The sequence below is a fragment of the Syntrophus buswellii genome (assembly GCF_046097065.1).
Lineage (GTDB): Bacteria > Desulfobacterota > Syntrophia > Syntrophales > Syntrophaceae > Syntrophus > Syntrophus buswellii.
Genome location: NZ_CP175563.1, coordinates 1,071,098 through 1,088,212, shown reverse-complemented (window position 1 = coordinate 1,088,212; position 17,115 = coordinate 1,071,098). Strand labels below are relative to the sequence as shown.

The 17,115-nt window shown below is 59.7% G+C and carries 13 protein-coding genes; 5 read left to right on the top strand and 8 right to left on the bottom strand.

Features of this window, described 5'->3' with window-relative positions:
* The first annotated feature begins 20 nt into the window (after positions 1 to 20).
* The 4 genes from ACJ77P_RS04920 to ACJ77P_RS04905 are packed head-to-tail and all read left to right on the top strand — an operon-like array spanning position 21 to position 2,770.
* Positions 21 to 896, top strand: a complete 876-nt coding sequence (locus ACJ77P_RS04920; protein WP_408999149.1) for a thiamine pyrophosphate-dependent enzyme — start codon at positions 21 to 23, stop codon at positions 894 to 896.
* Entirely contained in the window at positions 893 to 2,005 is a 1,113-nt protein-coding gene (gene porA / locus ACJ77P_RS04915) for a pyruvate ferredoxin oxidoreductase (protein ID WP_408999148.1), read from the top strand. The genes ACJ77P_RS04920 and porA overlap by 4 nt, the downstream gene beginning before the upstream one ends.
* Positions 1,998 to 2,525, top strand: a complete 528-nt coding sequence (locus tag ACJ77P_RS04910; protein ID WP_367361254.1) for a 2-oxoacid:acceptor oxidoreductase family protein — start codon at positions 1,998 to 2,000, stop codon at positions 2,523 to 2,525. Before porA ends, ACJ77P_RS04910 begins: the two co-directional genes overlap by 8 nt.
* Positions 2,522 to 2,770, top strand: coding sequence for a 4Fe-4S binding protein (locus ACJ77P_RS04905; protein WP_408999147.1), 249 nt, complete (start codon positions 2,522 to 2,524; stop codon positions 2,768 to 2,770). The genes ACJ77P_RS04910 and ACJ77P_RS04905 overlap by 4 nt, the downstream gene beginning before the upstream one ends.
* Positions 2,771 to 2,777: 7 nt before the next feature.
* Here ACJ77P_RS04905 and ACJ77P_RS04900 read toward each other — a convergent pair whose 3' ends face one another.
* From ACJ77P_RS04900 to ACJ77P_RS04890, 3 genes are all read right to left on the bottom strand, one after another.
* Entirely contained in the window at positions 2,778 to 3,533 is a 756-nt protein-coding gene (locus ACJ77P_RS04900; protein WP_367361252.1) for an OmpA family protein, read from the bottom strand.
* Positions 3,530 to 4,363, bottom strand: coding sequence for a motility protein A (locus ACJ77P_RS04895; RefSeq protein ID WP_367361251.1), 834 nt, complete (start codon positions 4,361 to 4,363; stop codon positions 3,530 to 3,532). Before ACJ77P_RS04895 ends, ACJ77P_RS04900 begins: the two co-directional genes overlap by 4 nt.
* Before the next feature lie 163 nt (positions 4,364 to 4,526).
* Positions 4,527 to 5,978, bottom strand: a complete 1,452-nt coding sequence (locus ACJ77P_RS04890) for a sodium:alanine symporter family protein (RefSeq protein ID WP_367361250.1) — start codon at positions 5,976 to 5,978, stop codon at positions 4,527 to 4,529.
* A 231-nt stretch (positions 5,979 to 6,209) separates the two neighbouring features.
* On the opposite strand from ACJ77P_RS04890, the gene ACJ77P_RS04885 reads away from it, so the two are divergent.
* Positions 6,210 to 6,998 carry a thioesterase family protein gene (locus ACJ77P_RS04885; protein ID WP_408999146.1) on the top strand — a complete coding sequence of 263 codons (789 nt, stop codon included), beginning with the start codon at positions 6,210 to 6,212 and terminating at the stop codon, positions 6,996 to 6,998.
* Between the two features lie 79 nt (positions 6,999 to 7,077).
* Here the strand turns inward: ACJ77P_RS04885 and ACJ77P_RS04880 are convergent, their stop codons facing one another.
* The 5 genes from ACJ77P_RS04880 to ACJ77P_RS04860 form a co-directional block, all read right to left on the bottom strand.
* The gene (locus tag ACJ77P_RS04880) at positions 7,078 to 7,683 is read right to left on the bottom strand and encodes a DUF2238 domain-containing protein (protein WP_367361248.1); all 606 of its coding nucleotides are present in this window, start codon (positions 7,681 to 7,683) and stop codon (positions 7,078 to 7,080) included.
* 224 nt (positions 7,684 to 7,907) lie between these two features.
* A complete protein-coding gene (locus ACJ77P_RS04875; RefSeq protein WP_367361247.1) occupies positions 7,908 to 8,963 on the bottom strand; it encodes a DUF5675 family protein in 1,056 nt (351 codons plus the stop codon).
* Between the two features lie 374 nt (positions 8,964 to 9,337).
* On the bottom strand, positions 9,338 to 11,215 hold the full coding sequence (locus ACJ77P_RS04870; RefSeq protein WP_408999145.1) for a DUF4157 domain-containing protein: 1,878 nt from the start codon (positions 11,213 to 11,215) through the stop codon (positions 9,338 to 9,340).
* A 104-nt stretch (positions 11,216 to 11,319) separates the two neighbouring features.
* Positions 11,320 to 13,959 carry a hypothetical protein gene (locus tag ACJ77P_RS04865; RefSeq protein ID WP_408999144.1) on the bottom strand — a complete coding sequence of 880 codons (2,640 nt, stop codon included), beginning with the start codon at positions 13,957 to 13,959 and terminating at the stop codon, positions 11,320 to 11,322.
* Positions 13,960 to 14,049: 90 nt separating this feature from the next.
* Positions 14,050 to 17,103 carry a DUF6519 domain-containing protein gene (locus ACJ77P_RS04860; RefSeq protein ID WP_408999143.1) on the bottom strand — a complete coding sequence of 1,018 codons (3,054 nt, stop codon included), beginning with the start codon at positions 17,101 to 17,103 and terminating at the stop codon, positions 14,050 to 14,052.
* Positions 17,104 to 17,115: the final 12 nt, after the last annotated feature.

Genomic DNA, 17,115 nt, shown 5'->3' with positions numbered 1-17,115 from the left:
GGCAGAGGAGGGATTTCGCCGTGAAAATCCCCGAAGAGGAATACCTGCTGAAATGCACCGCCGCCTGCGCGGGATGCAGCGATTCGCTGACCCTGCGTTACGTGCTCAAGGCGGCGGGGCCCGACACGGTCCTGGTCGTACCTGCATGCTGCACGAGCGTGATCCAGGGGGCCTACCCGTACACGGCCTTCAATCTTCCCGTAGTGAACATCGCCTTCGCCGCTGCCGCCGCCTGCGCCTCCGGCATGTCGGAGGCGTTGCGCGCCCTGGGCAGAAAAACCCATGTCATCGTCTACGCCGGGGACGGCGGGACCCTCGACATCGGCATCCAGTCCCTGTCCGGGGCCTTCGAACGGGGCACCGATTTCCTTTACATCTGCTATGATAACGAGGCGTACGGGAATACCGGCATGCAACGGTCCGGCGGAACCCCCCTCGGAGCCCGCACAACCACGACACCCATGGGCAAAAGACATCAAAAGAAGGACATCGATGCGATTGTCGCGGCCCACGACCCGCCCTTCATGGCCACCGCCTGCCCCGCCTATCCCCGGGATCTCTTCCAGAAAGTCCGAAATGCCCTCACGTTCCGGGGCCCCTCCTTTATTCACGTCCTCGCCCCCTGCCCTCCCGGCTGGCGCTTCCCCCCTGAAAAATCCGTTGAGATGGGAAAGCTGGCGGTGAAAACAGGGATGTGGGTCCTCTATGAACGCCGGCATGGAAAGCTGTCCCTCTCGGCACCATCCAAAACAGCCTTGAAGAATCCGGCGCCCCTGGAAGAGTACCTGTCCCCGCAAGGCCGGTTTGAAGGGATGGACGGGGCCGACATTGAAGCGCTTAAGCGGCATATCTCAGAGAACCTGCTGAAGCTGGCTTCCGAGGAGGCGAAAGGATGAAGACCATCGCAACGGGAAACAAGGCCGTCGCCGAAGCCGTCCAACAGGCCCGGCCGGCGGTGATCGCCGCCTACCCGATCACACCCCAGACGGCCATCATCGAACAGATCGCCAAGGCGGTGTCTTCAGGAACGCTGAACAGCCGTTTCATCTCCGTGGAAAGCGAGCATTCCGCCATGGCGGCGTGCATCGGCGCGAGCCTCACGGGCGTCCGGACCTTTACGGCCACCAGCTCCCAGGGCCTCCTGTACATGCATGAAATGACAAACTGGGCTGCAGGTTCGCGGCTTCCCATTGTCATGGCCAATGTAAACCGCGCCGTAGCTCCGGGATGGAACATCTGGGCGGACCATACCGATGCGCTTCAGGAACGGGACACCGGCTGGCTTCAGGTCTATGCGGGCTCCGTGCAGGAGGCCTACGATGCCGTTCTGATGGCTTTTCCAATCGCCGAGCACGAGGATGTCCTTCTTCCCGTCATGGTCAATCTCGACGGATTCGCCTTGAGCCATATTTTTCAGCTGCTGGAAACGGTGGAGGTGGGAGATTTTATCGCCCCCCTGCATCTCCCCCATGCCATAGACACCCGGGACCCAGCCGGCTACGGGGTTCTGACCGGCCCCGAATCGTATTTCAAATTCCGCTGGGACATCGAGCGCTCCATGCGCGACTCGGTCAACGTCATCCAATCCGTCCAGGAGGACTTTTCCCGCCGCTTCGGCCGGAGCTACGGCTTTACGGAGGATTATCTCTGCAGCGACGCCGAGGTGGTCGTGATGGCCATGGGGACGCTGGGGAAGGAGGCCGAGATCGCCGTGGATCTGCTCCGCGTAGAAGGGATCAAGGCCGGTTCGATGCGCCTGCGCTGGCTGCGCCCCTTCCCGGAATTGAATCTCGCCGGCAGGGAGGTTGTCGTCATCGACCGCAGTTACTCCTTCGGGTTTGGAGGCGTTCTCGCCACATCCGTCCGCTCCCGGATAAAAAGAGAGGTTTACAGCGTCATCGCCGGTCTCGGCGGGCAGGAAGTGTCCTATGAAGACATCGCCGGTTTTGTCCGCAGGCGCTGCATCGGCCGGGAAGACTGGTTCGGGGTGAACGGCCATGTTTGAGATCCGCATTCATTCCAGAGGCGGTCAGGGCGGGGTAACGGCCTCACGGCTTGTTGCCCTGGCCGCGATCCATGACGGGAAGTATGCGACCGCCTGCGTGTTTTACAGCCCCCAGCGCCGCGGAGCCCCGGTCATTTCCTTCGTCCGGATAGACGATTTCCCCGTCAGGATCTACAGCCACATCCAGAACCCCGATCTCGTCGTGATCCTCGACAAGGGCCTTTTGGAGACCGTCGATGTCTTCCAGAAATTAAAAAAGGGCGGAAAAATTTTGATCAACAGCAGCGAGGGGAAAATTTTTCCGGGGTTTTCCTCCAGCCATGCCGATCTGACCCAAATCGCCCACAGGGAACGTCTCGTTGTCGCCGGTTACCTGATTTTGAACACGCCGCTGCTGGGGGCTCTTGCGCGAATGGGCGTCGTCTCCCTGGATTCGGCAAGAAAGGCGATCCGGGAGATGTTCCCCGATCCGCGCAATATCCGGGCTGCGGAAGCGGCCTATCGGGAGATGAGCCCATGAGCCGGGATCGTCAGCGCCTAGCCATAAGCAGGCCGAAACAGGGGGCTGCCGGAAAGACCGGCGCCTGGCGGGTCTTCAAGCCGGTCCGGGACGAGGGGAAATGCAATCGGTGCGGCATCTGCGCGCTGTACTGCCCCGATTCCGTCATCGATGAGGATCTTGAGATTGACCTGGAATTCTGCAAAGGCTGCGGCATCTGCGCCAACGAATGCCCGAAAAAGGCGATCACCATGGTCCGGGATTAACGATGCTTCAGCGGGAATTTGTCGTCGGCAGGATAAACTGGATCTCCACGCGGCGGTTTTTCAGGCGATTCTCATCCCGATTATTGGCATAAAGGGGACGATACTCGCCAAAGCCCTTCACGGACAGACGGGATGGAGCAACCCCCAGGCCGATGAGCGCCCTGGCCACCTGGGTGGCCCGATCGACGGAGAGTTCCCAATTGGAAGGATAGCGGGTGTTGCGGATCGGCTGATCGTCTGTGTGACCCTGTACCTCCAGCACAAGATCCGGCCGCTCCTGTACGAAAGAGGCCACCGTTTCCAGCGTCGCCCGGCTCGAGGACTTCAGTCGGGCATATCCCGGATCAAAGACAATTTCCTCGGGAAAGGTCAGCGTGACCAGGTCGGCTTCCCGCTTTACGGATACGTCACGCTGGCGTTGCTCCCGGTTCAGCAGGGCGGCCAGCTCCTTTTCAAGAGACTCTGACCGTCCGTGCCGGGATGGAACCGTGTCGGCCGCCGTGTCGCTTCCGCTCCGCATCCCGCTGGTTTCCGGTCCGGGGGAAAGCTTCGGAACGCGCTTCTGAAGTTCCATGCTGAAAAGAATCACAAAAAAAATCACGAGAAGCAAAAGCAGATCGCTGAGCGTAATCAGCCAGATATCGGTCCCCCTGTTCGTCTCCCCACGGTAGTCGGAACCGAGGGGTTTCAGGGTCGTTCTCTTCAGGGGCAGCGGTTCGCTTCCATCCCTCCGCGGCGGGGCGCCAGCCCGGGCGGTCCTCATGACGAGGCGCCGGCCACCTGGATTTCAGGGGCTCTCAGAACAACCATCTCGGGCCGGGAGAAAATGGGGGCGGATTGCAGAACGCCTTGGGACGAAGAGGAAAGGGACTCCAGTTTATACTTGATGGCGACGGGATTTTCCATGTCGTAAAGATCCAGGATGCCCTCCTGGATCAGGTCGAGACGGGCCGCCTCCTGATCCATGAATTCCCGGAGCCTGTTGGACAAGGGAAGCAGGCAGAGGTTAGCCAGGACGACACCGTAGAAGGTGCTGAGAAGGGCAATGGCCATGTACCCGACCAGGTTATGCGCATCGGCGATGTGCCCGAAGGTGCGGATCAGGCTGACGATCGTCCCCGTCAGTCCAAGCGCCGGGGCAAGCCGCGCCATGCTGCAGACCATCTTGTCGGAGGCTTCATACTGGCTGTACAGGATCTGGGCCTCCTTCTTCAGGATCTGCTCAACCTCTGCTCTGGAATACCGGTAGCTGATGTATCCCACGGCTGTTTTCAGATAGCCCTCGGGAAGACGATCGCCCATCTGCTCCAGGGCTCGAATCCCCCTTTTCTGATAGGTGCGGGCCAGGGTCACAATGGTATTGCGCGTCCAATCGTTCTCACTTCCCGATGAAAAGGCCTTTTTCAGGAGCATGGCGGTCCACAGCAGCCTTCTCCAGGGATAGGCGAGCAGAGTGGCGGCAAGCGTTCCCAGGCAGACAATTCCCAGGGCGCTGAGGTTGGAGGCGATTCCCACGGTTTCCAGCTCAAGATGAAAGGCCGCGAAGAAGAGGGCAATGGAAATAAGAATCGAAAGGATCATTTGTGGAATCATGGATAACCTCCGGACTGCTGTATTTTGACCCATAAATAGCAAAATACCTGCCATGCGTTCCGGCCGTCATCCGCAAACACAACCATTCAGGATAATTATAGAATTATTATTTCACTCCTCCGGATATCCAGCGGCCCGAACGGGCGACCCGGCATTATTTTCCTCAGGGAGCATCATCCCACGGCTTCCGCACCGGTTCCGGCAAGGGATCACGTTCGGCCGGCAGAGGTCCATCCGGCCTGTCCAGCTCCATGATCGCCTCCGGCGCATAATCATCCAGACGATTTTCCCAGAGATACCTGCGGGTCTCAGCTACGATGACGCCGTTCAGGAGGAAAAGTGAAACCAGGTTCGGAATCGCCATCAGGGCGTTCATCGCATCGGCCAGATCCCATACCAGCGGTACGGTGGACACGGACCCCAAAAACACGGCGATCACCCAGAGGCAGCGATAAGGCCGCACACCGATTTTGCCGAAGAGATATTCCACCGCCTTTTCACCGTAATAAGACCAGCCCAGGATTGTTGAAAAGACAAACGTCAGCAGCCCGCCCATCAGGATCATGGGACCGGCCACGGGGATAAGAGCGAAGGCCGCCTTCGTCAGGCTGGCGCCGTTTAAGCCCTCCATGCCCGCCGGCATGCGGACAATGCTGCTTACCACGACCAGCCCCGTCAAGGCGCAGACCACGACGGTGTCCCAGAAGGTCCCCGTGGCGGAAACCAGCGCCTGGCGGACCGGATTGCGGGTCTGCGCCGCAGCCGCCACGATGGGCGCCGAACCCAGACCGGATTCATTGGAGAAAAGCCCCCGGGCAATGCCGTAGCGCGCGGCCATCATCACCGTCGCCCCGGCAAACCCGCCGCCCGCCGCCTTGGCCGCAAAGGCATGATGAAAAATCAAGGACACAGCCTGCCCCAGGTAGGACGCGTTGATCACCAGGATGACCACGCAGCCGAGAATGTAGAAAACCGCCATAAACGGTACCAGCAGCATACACACCCGGGCGATGGAGGTAATGCCGCCGAGAATGACCATGGCCGTGATGGCCGCCATGGCCAGGCCCGATACGGCGGGGGGCACGTTCATCGTTTCCTTTGCAAGGGAGGCAATGGAATTGGCCTGGACCATGTTGCCGATGCCGAAGGCGGCCAGGGCGGTAAAGACGCAGAACACCACCGCCAGCCATTTCATGTTCAACCCGTTCTCCAGGGCGTACATCGGCCCCCCCAGCATGCTGCCGTCGGAAGTTTTCACCCGGTACTTCACCGCCAGAAGGGCTTCCGAATACTTGGTGGCAATGCCGAACAGCCCTGTCAGCCACATCCACAGGACCGCCCCGGGGCCTCCCAGGGCAATCGCCGTGGCGACGCCCACGATGTTTCCCGTCCCTATGGTCGCCGCCAGGGCCGTGGACAGGGCTCCAAACTGGCTGACATCACCGGCCCCCTTCCGGTCCCTGCTGAAGGACAGCTTGATGGCTCTGCCGATGTGGCGCTGGAGAAAGCGCAACCGGTACGTCAGAAACAGGTGGGTGCCGAAGAGCAGCACCAGCATGGGCGGCCCCCAGAGATAACCGTTCAGCCAGCCAATAAAGGTATGAAAAAGCTCCATGAGTACAACCCCTCCCCGGACCCGGAATGAAGAAATGTTTTGTCTGCCCCCTTTATCATCTTATCGTCCGGATTTGCCAGAATAAGTATCGCAGCCCCTTGAATCCGGAACATTTCCATTGATGAAAGGAAACGATGATGTAAAATGACGATTGATCACGGAAGAGTTCCCGGAAACCGAACGACAGAGCTTCCGGGAATCAGGCCGTTCGGGAGGATCAAGGGGGAGAGGATGACGGAATTGCCGACCGCATTTTACAAGCAGCTGTCCGAAGGAGAATTTGAACCCACTGTCGCCACCCAGGGCCCCTGGTCTCCGGATTTTCAGCATGGAGGACCGCCATCGTCACTGTTGACGCACGCCCTGCGGATACACCCCGCAGCGTGTCCTTTCAGAATCATCAGGATCACGATTGAAATATTGAACGCGGTTCCGGTAACGCCCTGTGAGATCACGGTGGAGGTTGTTCGGGGCGGCAGAAGAATCGATCTTCTCAGGGGAGAGTACCGGTCAGGGGGCAAGACGTACCTGATCGCCCACGCATGGCGCGTCTTTTCCGAGGTCGGCCTGACCATGGCCACACCGGATGCCTATAGCGTGCCGTTACTCCCCGAGGCTCAGGCCCATGACCTCTATTCCATGTTCGGCAATTTCCCCTATGTTGAGGCCCTGGAGTGGAGATTTTCCAAGGGAGGATTTGATGCGCTGGGCCCTGCGACGGTCTGGACTCGACCGCGAATCCCTTTGATTGAGGACCAGGAAGTTGACGGGCTGGAAGCTCTTGTCCTGATGATTGATTCCGCTAACGGCATCAGCGCGGAGCTCGATTTCGACCAATGGACCTACGTCCCGGTGGATATGACGGTGGGAATCCTTCGCCCGCCGGAAGGGCCGTGGTTTGGAATGGAGGCACGGACAGCCATTGGAGACGATGGAAGCGGCCAAACGACCACCGTCGCATTCGACAGAAGGGGCACAGTGGGGCGCAGCTTACATACGCTGTTCATAAGGCCGAGATGATACCCGCCCTTTGCCGAATGTCCCGGTCACCCGAGGACTTCGGAGGTGCTGTCTCCGTTTTCCGTACAGATTTTTTGCATCACCGCTTCATCATTTTATCGTGCAGATCGGCCAGGGCGAGTATGGCCGCTCCCGCACCGACGAGGCAAAGAAACATATCGGACTGCGTGTCCCAGACATAGCCCTGGGTTCCCAGAAAGGCGTCCCCCTTGCTGCCACTCGACAGTGAAACCCACCATTCAACGAATTCATAGACCGCACTCGCCGCCAGGACGACTGAAACAGAAAGAAAATTGGTCCATGCCCTCCCGTTGACAACCGAGTTCCGGATCAGGACTTCCCTGGCAACGAGAACCGGAACGAAGCCCTGCATGAAATGCCCGATCTTGTCATAATTGTTCCGGCCGAAGATTCCCATGTCTCTCAGCCAGTTGAACCAGGGGACTTCGGCGTAGGTCCAGTGTCCGCCGATCATGAGAACCAGGGAATGTACCAGGAGAAGAAAATAAATGAGATGTGTGAACCGGAATTTTCGATATGTGACGGCCAGGATGCCAAAAGCGATCACGGCCGGCAGGATTTCCAGGAGCCAGGTCAACCTGTCCCTCGGGGATATTCCCGAGATCACGAGGGCCAGGAAAAAGATGACGACGTAGATGACAAGCGTCCGGTTCTCTTTCTGCATCCTTTTTTCTCGCAGGGCTGCGGCATCGCATCATGAGCCTGGCCCTTACTGATTGGCCAGACAGGCTATTTGCCTTTTTGGATGAGGGATTGTTCACCGGCGACCCAAGCGGGGGTTTCAACCTGTCTGGATCGAGCCGTGGGGAAGATAGCACCATGACGGCCGAAAATGCAAGCATCGCCGACGAGCCGCTTGGAAGGATGCAGGAATAAACTGAAAGATCATCACGGCGTTGTTTCTGTCGCCGGCGGATCAGTGATGTTGACTTCTATTCTCGCACCGGGGCCGGCGTTCTCTACTTCCTGTCGAATGATATCTCTGGCATCCCTGCTGTTGTTTACACGATCCACGCCCTCCGTCGTTCCGGGCAAAATGCATCCCGTGGTGTCCTCAGGAGTGTTCCCAGCATGGATCTGAATGTTGCCTCTTCCTGGAACCCCTTCAAGTTCGAGTCTCCACCCAAGAGGGCCGTCGGTTCTTACATGCGCCTGGTACGTACCCGCTGGGATCCTGCCTGCAGTGGCACTGTCGTTGGTGCTGGCATTTTCGCGGTCCGGCAGTTCCAGCGCCCGAAGGGTCTGAGTACCAACCTGAAGCTCGCCTTGAGTAGACTGTTCCGTTTCAAACTGCCTGTTGATATTGATGGTTACCGTCGCCGGCGGTGCCGGTGCTGCTTCCGGTGGCGGAACTTGCCTGTATAATGTCTGTGCCGCAGAAGAGTCCTGCATCATGGCAACCAGGTCCCGGGACGCCGTTGACCCGCCCTGCTGGACCACATGGGTAAGCTCGTGGGCCAGGAGCCGTCTCCCTTCTTCCGTACCGGGGGAGTATCGCCCCGCTCCGAAAGCGATGTCGGCCCCCAGGGTAAAGGCCTGGGCATTAAGCAGCCGGGCCGTTTCTCCAGCTGCGGAACCCGTGTGGACCCGCACCTGGCTGAAGTCGGCACCGAAGCGGGGCTCGAAAAAAGCCCGTTCCCCTTCGCCGAGGGGATCCCCGCCCCCCTCCAGGGAGCGCACCCGGTCCGTCAGTTCGTCGGATAGAGGGACTTCCCCTCCCTCCTCCGCCTTGAGACTGACGAGCTGTTCCTCTTCCTCCTCGGGAAGCTCGCCGTCGAACGGTTCGGTCTCCCCAGCCGGCATCGCCCGGACAGCGACGTCATCATGGATGATCGGCCCCGAGAGAGCCGCCCCGGGGGGTATTCGCATCATTTCATCAGCGACTCGATCGGCCTCCCGTTCGAAGACGTCCCGGGTTGCCCCGACCACCAGCCTGTTCCCCATCTCCGGCCTGCGGAGAATCTGCCGGATTTCCAGCCGGCCTGTACAAGGAGGGCTCCAGAAGGGTTCGCACGCCTGTCGAGTCCTTCGAACCGCGCCATGATGCCTATGCAAATTTTCGGAAAATGTTTTCATAGTTCTTCCCCTGCCATGGATTCTCTTCTGTCTGCGGACCGCACATCCCTTTCAAGACGGCCCAATCCAGGTCCCGGAACCGTCACCAGCCCCCCGATAGAAATGTCCCGTTCATCTTGACGGGAAAATCCGGATGCATTGCGAAAGGGTGCGCAACATCGCGCCGTGTTCGTGGTGCATCACCCGGAAGGTGCAGAGGCCGGGGCGGCAAAGTCAGAGAAATCTTCCTGTTTATCAATCCTCTACGGGGGCTCAAGACTCCATCGGTCGGTTCCTCCGGCCGATTCCAGGACAATCTTCCGCAATTGACTTCGCGGAGCGTCAAATTGAGTCGTGAAAGGAACATCACCGGAGATTCCCGAGGCCTCCCATATGGAGAATGGAACCGTCGCTACCTGCGCCGCCGGGTCTCCACAGTTTCCCGGACAAAAATCAACGGTATCTATTATTTCGATCCGGAGTGTTGGAGTAAATTCCAATCGAATTCCACCACCAGGCAGGGTGGTCCTGCTCACATCAACATAGCCCGTCGCAATGCGTGCATCATTTATGTGAGACGGAATCGCTCCCACCCTGGTTGTCAGCTGGGTCTTTCCCACACCCCCGGCAAGCAGGCCAGGCGCATTTCCCGCCCCGCAATAAACCAGCTCATGGGGGTTTCCAGGCGTGTCGATGTCCGCAACAGCTGTCGCCGCAAGAGCACTCAAGGGTATTCTATGAGCGACAGTCGATGACGGATAGCGCCCCCAGATCGCGTTTACGATTGCGTTCATAATGTGATGGGTGGCTACCTCTGTCTGGCATATGTTCGCGAATTCGGCCCTCAGTGTCGGTGACAGAGTCAATAAACCGGCCCGGCCGCCCCAGACAAACTGACTGTAAATGACCCCAACCTCAATTCCGCCGAGTGCCGTAATGACGCCTATCAGCGCATTTGCCTGTGCGGCGCGCATAGCGATTGCCAGGGGACGGGATATCGCCCCACAGTAGCTGGAGGGACAGGAGGGGGTGGCTGCCGGGCAGGGACAACTGGGGACGGGGATAGAAGGTGGAGGCGGAACAGGTTCCGGCGTCTGCGGTTCCGGTGGCGGTGGTGGTCCTGGAAGATGAATAGCGATATCCACGGCGCGGAAATTGACATCATTGTCTGTCCCCGGCACCGCACCGGTGGCTTCCACCAGAGCAACCTGGCTCGCCTTTCCCGCAGCCACAAAAACACCCAGCGCGGCGTCGGCCCGGTGACAGGCAAGGCTTTCGTTGAAATCGGGCCTGCCATCGGAGCTTGCCATGCCCAGGATATCAACCGTCGCACCGACAGGCAGCGATCTGGCAACCCTGTTCAGTCGGTCTCTTTGCCCGACATCGAAGTCGTCGCACCCGCGTCGAAACAAATAACGTGTGCCGGCCGGGGACTTCGTAACCAGATTGCAGTGGCTCGGTTTCGGGCCAATCGCCCTGTAGCCGCAGGCGCGTTGCACGGTCACGGGCGCATCGCTTTCCGGTTGCCTGTTGCCTGATGTCCCACGGGACGATATTACGGGAAGGCCCCTGTTTTCAAAACGAGGAGTCGATCCGCCATGTTGTTGAACAACATGTGTCAGCTCATGAGCAAGAAGCCGTTTGCCTGAGGAGGTCTCGTTAGAGTCGCGATCCTCGGCAAAACAGATGTTCCTGCCGAGAGTGAAAGCCCTTGCGCCGATGGATCGGCACAGTTCAGCACCTCGCGCATCCCTGTGCACCCGCACCCCGCCGAAGTCATATCCAAATCGCGGCTCGAAAAATGAACGGGCCGAACTCGATAAGGGTTGCCCGCCACCTTTCAGGGCATTCATGCCGGACTCGATATCAGAACCGACTTCCGCGCCTTCAGCCTTGCACGAAATCCACGGAGTGACCCCTTCCGGCTTTTCGGGAGCTTCCGCATCTTCCCCGCACGGAGGACCTTTTGACGTCTGTCCGGTTGATCCGGTCTGAACCAGGGGATCCGGCATGCGCATGATCAGCTCCGCCACCCGGTCCGCCTCCCTCTCCTGGACATCATCCTCAGACCCGACTGCGAGTTTCGGTTGGATGTTCGATTCTCGAAGCACCTGCCGGATCGCCTGACGATTTCTGCTCACTTGGCTGCACGAAGACGGGTCCGGGGGGTGCCATGGCCGGACGGTACCGCTTGGACACCTTGTTTTATCGGCAAATTTTTTCATCTCTGTCCCTCACTCAGATTTCAATCCATGGGGATCAGAAATCCTTCCCTGGAAGAAAAGGGCGGCCTGATATCCCTTCCCTGATCCAGATTTTTCAAATGCTTGATGAGGTCTTGCCGCCAGTAATACTCAAAAAGCAGCGAGGAGCGCCCACCCTGAACGATCCGTTTCGATGCCACGGGACTCGGTCTGTGTGTTGACAAAAGATCTCCCATCTCTTTCTTGATGCTCAAGAGCCGCTGGTAGGCTTCCTCGACCGGGCTTGCCAGCGCCAGGAGCTTCTCTCGATAGTCCTTTGCCGATTGCCTGTAGGCGGCGCTGTTCGGGGCTTCAGGGCTGAGCAGCCTTTCCCTGTATTCCTGCCAGAGCTTGTGTGCCGCGACGTTCCAGAAGGGAAGCAGAATGGAATTGTGGAAGGCCTTGTAGTCCTCCAGCATTTTCAAATACTGCAGATGAAGCTGGTAAATGTCGCTGGAGGATTTCTTCGTTTCGGCACTGAAGAGTTCTCTGGACAGCAAAGCCCGGTATTGCCGCCACAACGCTCCTTTGATTCCGGCCTCGCCCTTGGCTTCGGCATAGGCCGAGGCAGGAATGTCTTTCGCGGCGCCGGGCATGGTGACGTGGGAAAGAAAATAGCTTCCGGCCAGCTCGAGGATGAATTGATCGTAGTCTTTGGGCCCCGGAATGCGGTCGTCCCGTGTCTTCGAATCCCAGAGTTTTTTAAGTTCGTCCAGGGTTACGTAGTCCTCCCGGAAGAATGCCGTGCGAGTCTCAGCGGCAAGCGACTTCAGCTGTGCGCTCTCAGGCAGGGGCGTGATCTCGTTGTTATGGGCAATGACGGTGGGAACGCTGTCCCCTGCCAGGATTAATCCCACATGATCAGGAAAAAACACGAACCGGATTTTCAGGCGGAGGCGTTCGCTGATGAGGGAAAGCATATACACAATCCTGAGTGCGTAGACGCCGCAGTCATGGATGATCTGACCCGTCAGGGCCCGCGGCAGCGGCGCCGTCAGCAGATTCCGGCCATAATCATCAATATTGAATGGGGTGGAGATCGTGAAAGCCTTCAGATAGCGGGAGAGCAGATCGAGGATTCGCAGGAAAGCTTCAGAAGCGGAGAGCTTCTGTTGACCGACCATCCGGTCGTACTTCGCCGCAAGGAACTTTCTCCAATCGTCGATGCTGTCGAGGCGGAATTTCTCACCTCCCAGCGCCTGGGCAAGAAGCGCCTTATTTTCCTCTCCTTCCCGTTTCGCCTTCGGTTCCCGGGTCTCCAGCCCGTAGATCTCCCGGACGAACTTGATCTGGTCCTGGCGGATCTGGCAGATCCGCTGCAGCGTCAACTGCTTTTCCTTTCCCGTTTCCTGTCGGACATCGTAGTACTCGATCTTCACCCGGGGCCCCTTGCCGGCGCCGAAAAACTCCTCGTGAGTCCCTCCTTTTTTCCTGAAGGTCGAACGCGTCACCTCCGGCGCGAGCGCTCCCACGAACAAAGAGGCTTTCCCCGCGCCGCGGATGTCCGTCAGCGCCTGGACCTGGATGTCCTTGAGGAGCGCCTCAGCCTTGTCCAACGCGGCCGATGTGCCGGTGGTCTGCACCTCGGAGATGGCATCGTCCATCCTTTTCTGAAGGATTTGCTGCAATGCGGTGTGCAGCCGCTTCAAATGCACGACGAGCGCTTCAAGGTACAGGCCGATGGAGAAGAATCCCAGCGAGCCCTCATCCGCCGACGAAAAAATGGAACGCATTTTCTGGAGGTCAGCCCCGGCTTCCTCCAGGTTGAGTTTTGAAATCCCCTGCATGACGAGGGCGAGCGCCTTGAAAATCCGGTCGGACGATGCGGTTAGGGCCGCCGCGCTGCTCAGATCGATGCTCTCGGCGGCGGTGGACGTGATCACCTCGTAGTAGCCGGATTGCTCCTCCAGGGGCCACCGGCCGACACCTGTCCGTTTCGCAAAGACCCGCATCTCGTCGGCCTGGCCGGCGAGGCCGAGAAGCGCAAGCCGCGCTGCGATATGCTCCGCCAAGGAAGGAGAAAGCACGAGCTGGTACCTGGCGGTGGTGTAGTCGAAACCCTCCTGCGACCATTCGGCCAGACGAAATTCGGGTTTGAAGCCTGCCATGGCAGAAACGAATTCCCTCACCGCTTTTGCGATTTCGGCAAGATCCTTCCGGCTTTTCCCCTGCGCATCGGCAGCTTCGATGGCCTCCACGATTTCGAGCAATTTCTTGCGCAGTTCAGCGCCTGGCGCAGATGAACGCCCGCTCAGGTCCCTGCGGACATCTTCCCGCAGATCGCTGTAATAGGGCTGTTCTTCCGCAGGCCCCGGCGGCGGGGGCGACTTTCGGCGGAGAACAGACGGGCGAGGGGCTGGGAACCCGTTCGATTGCCGATGTTCCTGCTTCTGATCAGCAGTACCGGGGTCCATCCGGTTTTCGTCGGGCATTCGCAAAACGGCCTCCGCCACTTCGTCCGCCTCACGCTCGAAGATGTCGTCAGCGGGGCCCACATGGAGCTGCGATTGCAGGCCCTCCCCGCGCAAAGCCTTCCGCACGCGGGCAGGATTGGCGGTATCCGGAGGATCCGGCGAGGCTGGGGAAATGAATGTCTGCACCGGAACAGCCCGTCTGATCGCCTTGTGAATGCGACCCTGCATCGCCGGTCTCCTTTCTTCTCTGCACCACTCAGGAAGACGTTGACATGGTCCCCGGCATTCGCCTCCGGGGTTAAAAAACAAGGAAGAGAGTTACCCCGTAATAATCAGCCCCAGGTTGGCGGCCCGTTCAGAGCGCCCCTGGGGCGTAATGTCCAGAATGGCCGCTTCCCCTTCCCCGCGATTGCCGACGTAGATGGTCGAGTTTCCCACCACCACGGCGGCGCGGGCGGAACTCACCTCGAAAACCGACGAAGAGAGGCTCGTGTTCAGGAACGTCATCTGGTTGTCCTCGCGCAGGAGGGTCAGGTCGCCCAGGATGGCGGAGGAGAAAAGGGCGGGGAGGGTCCCACCCTGCTTTTCGATGATGTCCGCAAGCCGTTTCTGTATGACTGTGCTGACGTCCATCCGGGTCAAGCGGCAGCCGGTGGCCCGGAATGTTGTTCCGAGACCTCCAAAGCTCACCCGTCCTTCCTTCACCAGATGTTCCAGGTTTTTCGTCAAATCCGCCGGAAGCGGTCCTGCGGTTTGAAAACCGTAGAGGGTAACGATGCCGAGGATATCGCAGTCACCGATGTTCCAGTCGGATCGTGCATCGGCAATGCCCAGAGCAACAGCGGGATTCTCCCGGACAGCCTCCAGTCGAATCTTCCCGAGCACGCCCTCCATCTCCGCCGGAGCCACGCTGGTCTGGCGCAGAAGAGCAACCAGCTCCACATAGCTCTGACGTTCCCGGTCTGAAAGGGTCTCCATCACCCTCACCCGCCCGCTGATGCCTTCGGCCAGGGTTCGGCGATCCTGCTGGGGAAGATCGGCGACAACCTGAGCCACCACGGCCGCCTTCCGATCGAAGAAGGTCCGGTCGGCAACCTGATAGAGGTCAAAGAGGGCGTTATTGAGATCAAACAGCTTGGCGGGGACCTCCAGACTGTTCGATCCCGATGCCTCCAGCTCCAAGCCATGCATCGTGACGGTCCGGGCATTGCGGACTCCCACCAGAAAGTCGTCCGCGACGACCCCGTAGACCGCCATCCCTTTCAGGGAGATGTCACGGCAGCGGTCGAAGAGAAAGGCCCCGACCGGCGATTCGCGCGTAACCACCGCCATATCCGAGAGGCATACCGACGCAAATCCCCTGAAGTGAGCCGGTTCCTTCACCAGATAGAGCTGCGTGCCGCGGCCACACCCGGTCAGGCACAGGTTGACGCCCTCGTGCTTCGGCTCGATCAGCCTGCCGGTAAATTCATGCTCCCCCGGCAGGAGACAGAGACAGATATCCCGCCGCTCCTCTTTTTCAAGGAGAATCTCGAGGGCATCCTCCAGGGAGGCAAAGAGCCCGCCTTCCGGGCCCACGGTCATCCGGCAGCCTCCGCCGGCGGGACGGGCACAGAGGGTGTCCAGGGCCTCCTGGACCGTGTCGATTCCAGGCTGGTTGAGAAAGGTGCAGGAACCGCCCGGCCTGTACGAAATCTGTCCCGCCTGGATATCGCAGAGGAGATTCAGGGCATCCTCCACGGTATCGAGCGTCTTCCCCTGGTAGATGCTTGTGTTGCACGGTTTGGCGAATCCGATCTGCCCCGCCGTGACATTGCAGAGGAGTTTCAGGGCGTCTTCCACCGTGGCGATGGCGGTCCCCTGGTAGATGCTCGTGTTGCAGGGTTTGGCGAAGCCAATCTGGGAGGCCTGGATCTCGCAGATCATGTCGAGGGCCTGCTTCACGGTGCCGGAGAAACCGGCGTAGAGGCCCTTTGCGCAGGTGGCGGTATAGGCGATATGCTCGGCGGCCAGCTGGCAGAGGCGGTTCAGGGCCTTCTCCACGTTGTCGTGGGTGGCATCGAAGAGGCCGCTGGCGCAGGTGGTCTGGTATCCCACGTCGTGGGCAGAGAGGTCCGTGAGGGGGGGAAAGCGGTGCCGCCGCTTGTCGGCGTCGTTGTCGAAGGGGGCCACCTTGCCATCCATGACGCGGGCCAGGCGGAGGTAGTGGTGGACGATGCCCTGAGGTTCGGAGCCGGTCAGCACGGCATCGCCCGGATCGAGAACCGCCTCTCGGACCGGGGCGAGCCAGAAGTCACCGGCAAGAAAGGTTTTCCCGGAAAGGTCGAGGGAAAGTTGCAGGGCCTCCAGGTTGATCTGGATACTCGAACCCAGGGTGACGTGGCCCGGGGCACTGGAAGAACCCTCCGTGGTCAGCGCAATTCCCCGATCGACACCGGTTTCGAGCGACCAGACGGCGCCTGTGTACGTCAACTCGCAGAAGCCGTCCCAGCGGCGGACGAAGTCCCTGGGGGAAGTTGTGGGAAGCTCGTAAGCGGTCTTGATGACGCCGCGGGTCGGCGCGAAGTCTGGGCCCAGGAAGAGCCCCAGATGCTTTTCCGTGGTGAGGTCGTGAAACTCATAGGCATATTTTGATGAAACGAAGCCCGGAGGCATCTTCTCCACGGCCAGGGTTTCGTATTGCTCGGCCCCGTTTTCACTGGACCACTTGAGGATGAGCCGGGTGGGATTTGCGGCGGCCCCCTCCACGGCATGGACCTCCAGCCGGAAGAGATAGTTGCCGATCCGCCCTTTTCCCGCGGAGATGAGGCCGGCACAGGGGTCGCAGGGGTCGCCCGACTCCAGGTTCGTGTGGAGGGTCAACGAGAGGGTGGCATTCCCCCGCCGGGGAATCCCCGTCTCCGGATCGATCTTCTCGCGGCAGATCTTAACCTGCAGCATGGTCTGGGTTCGGGTGCAGGTGTCGGCCCCATGGAGCCCCGGGTCCCGCAGCCGATTGTCCTCCAGGGAGGTGACGGTCCGGTCCCAGACATCGGCATAGACGGTGTAAATCCCCGTGGCGGGCAGTGCGGGGTAGCCCGGAAGGTCAGGCTGGTCGCTGGCCGCCAGGGGTATTTCCCCTGGAATCTCCGCCCGGATGCCGTTCACGTACAGGTCGCCGGGCTGGATCTTCCGGTCGCCCGTGATGGACACGGCGCCGGTTCGGGGCGAGCCGTTGCCGACCACATCGACGAGGGCCTGGGTGAGTTGTTCCCGGCAGATGGCCACCAGTTCGTTCCAGTCGGAGTCGGTGATCATCCGTCCCTGCTGCTGATGGATGCCGGAGTAGCGTTTGTCCGGCTGGAAACTGTCGCGTGAGATTTGCGTTTTCATGGGTTACTCCTG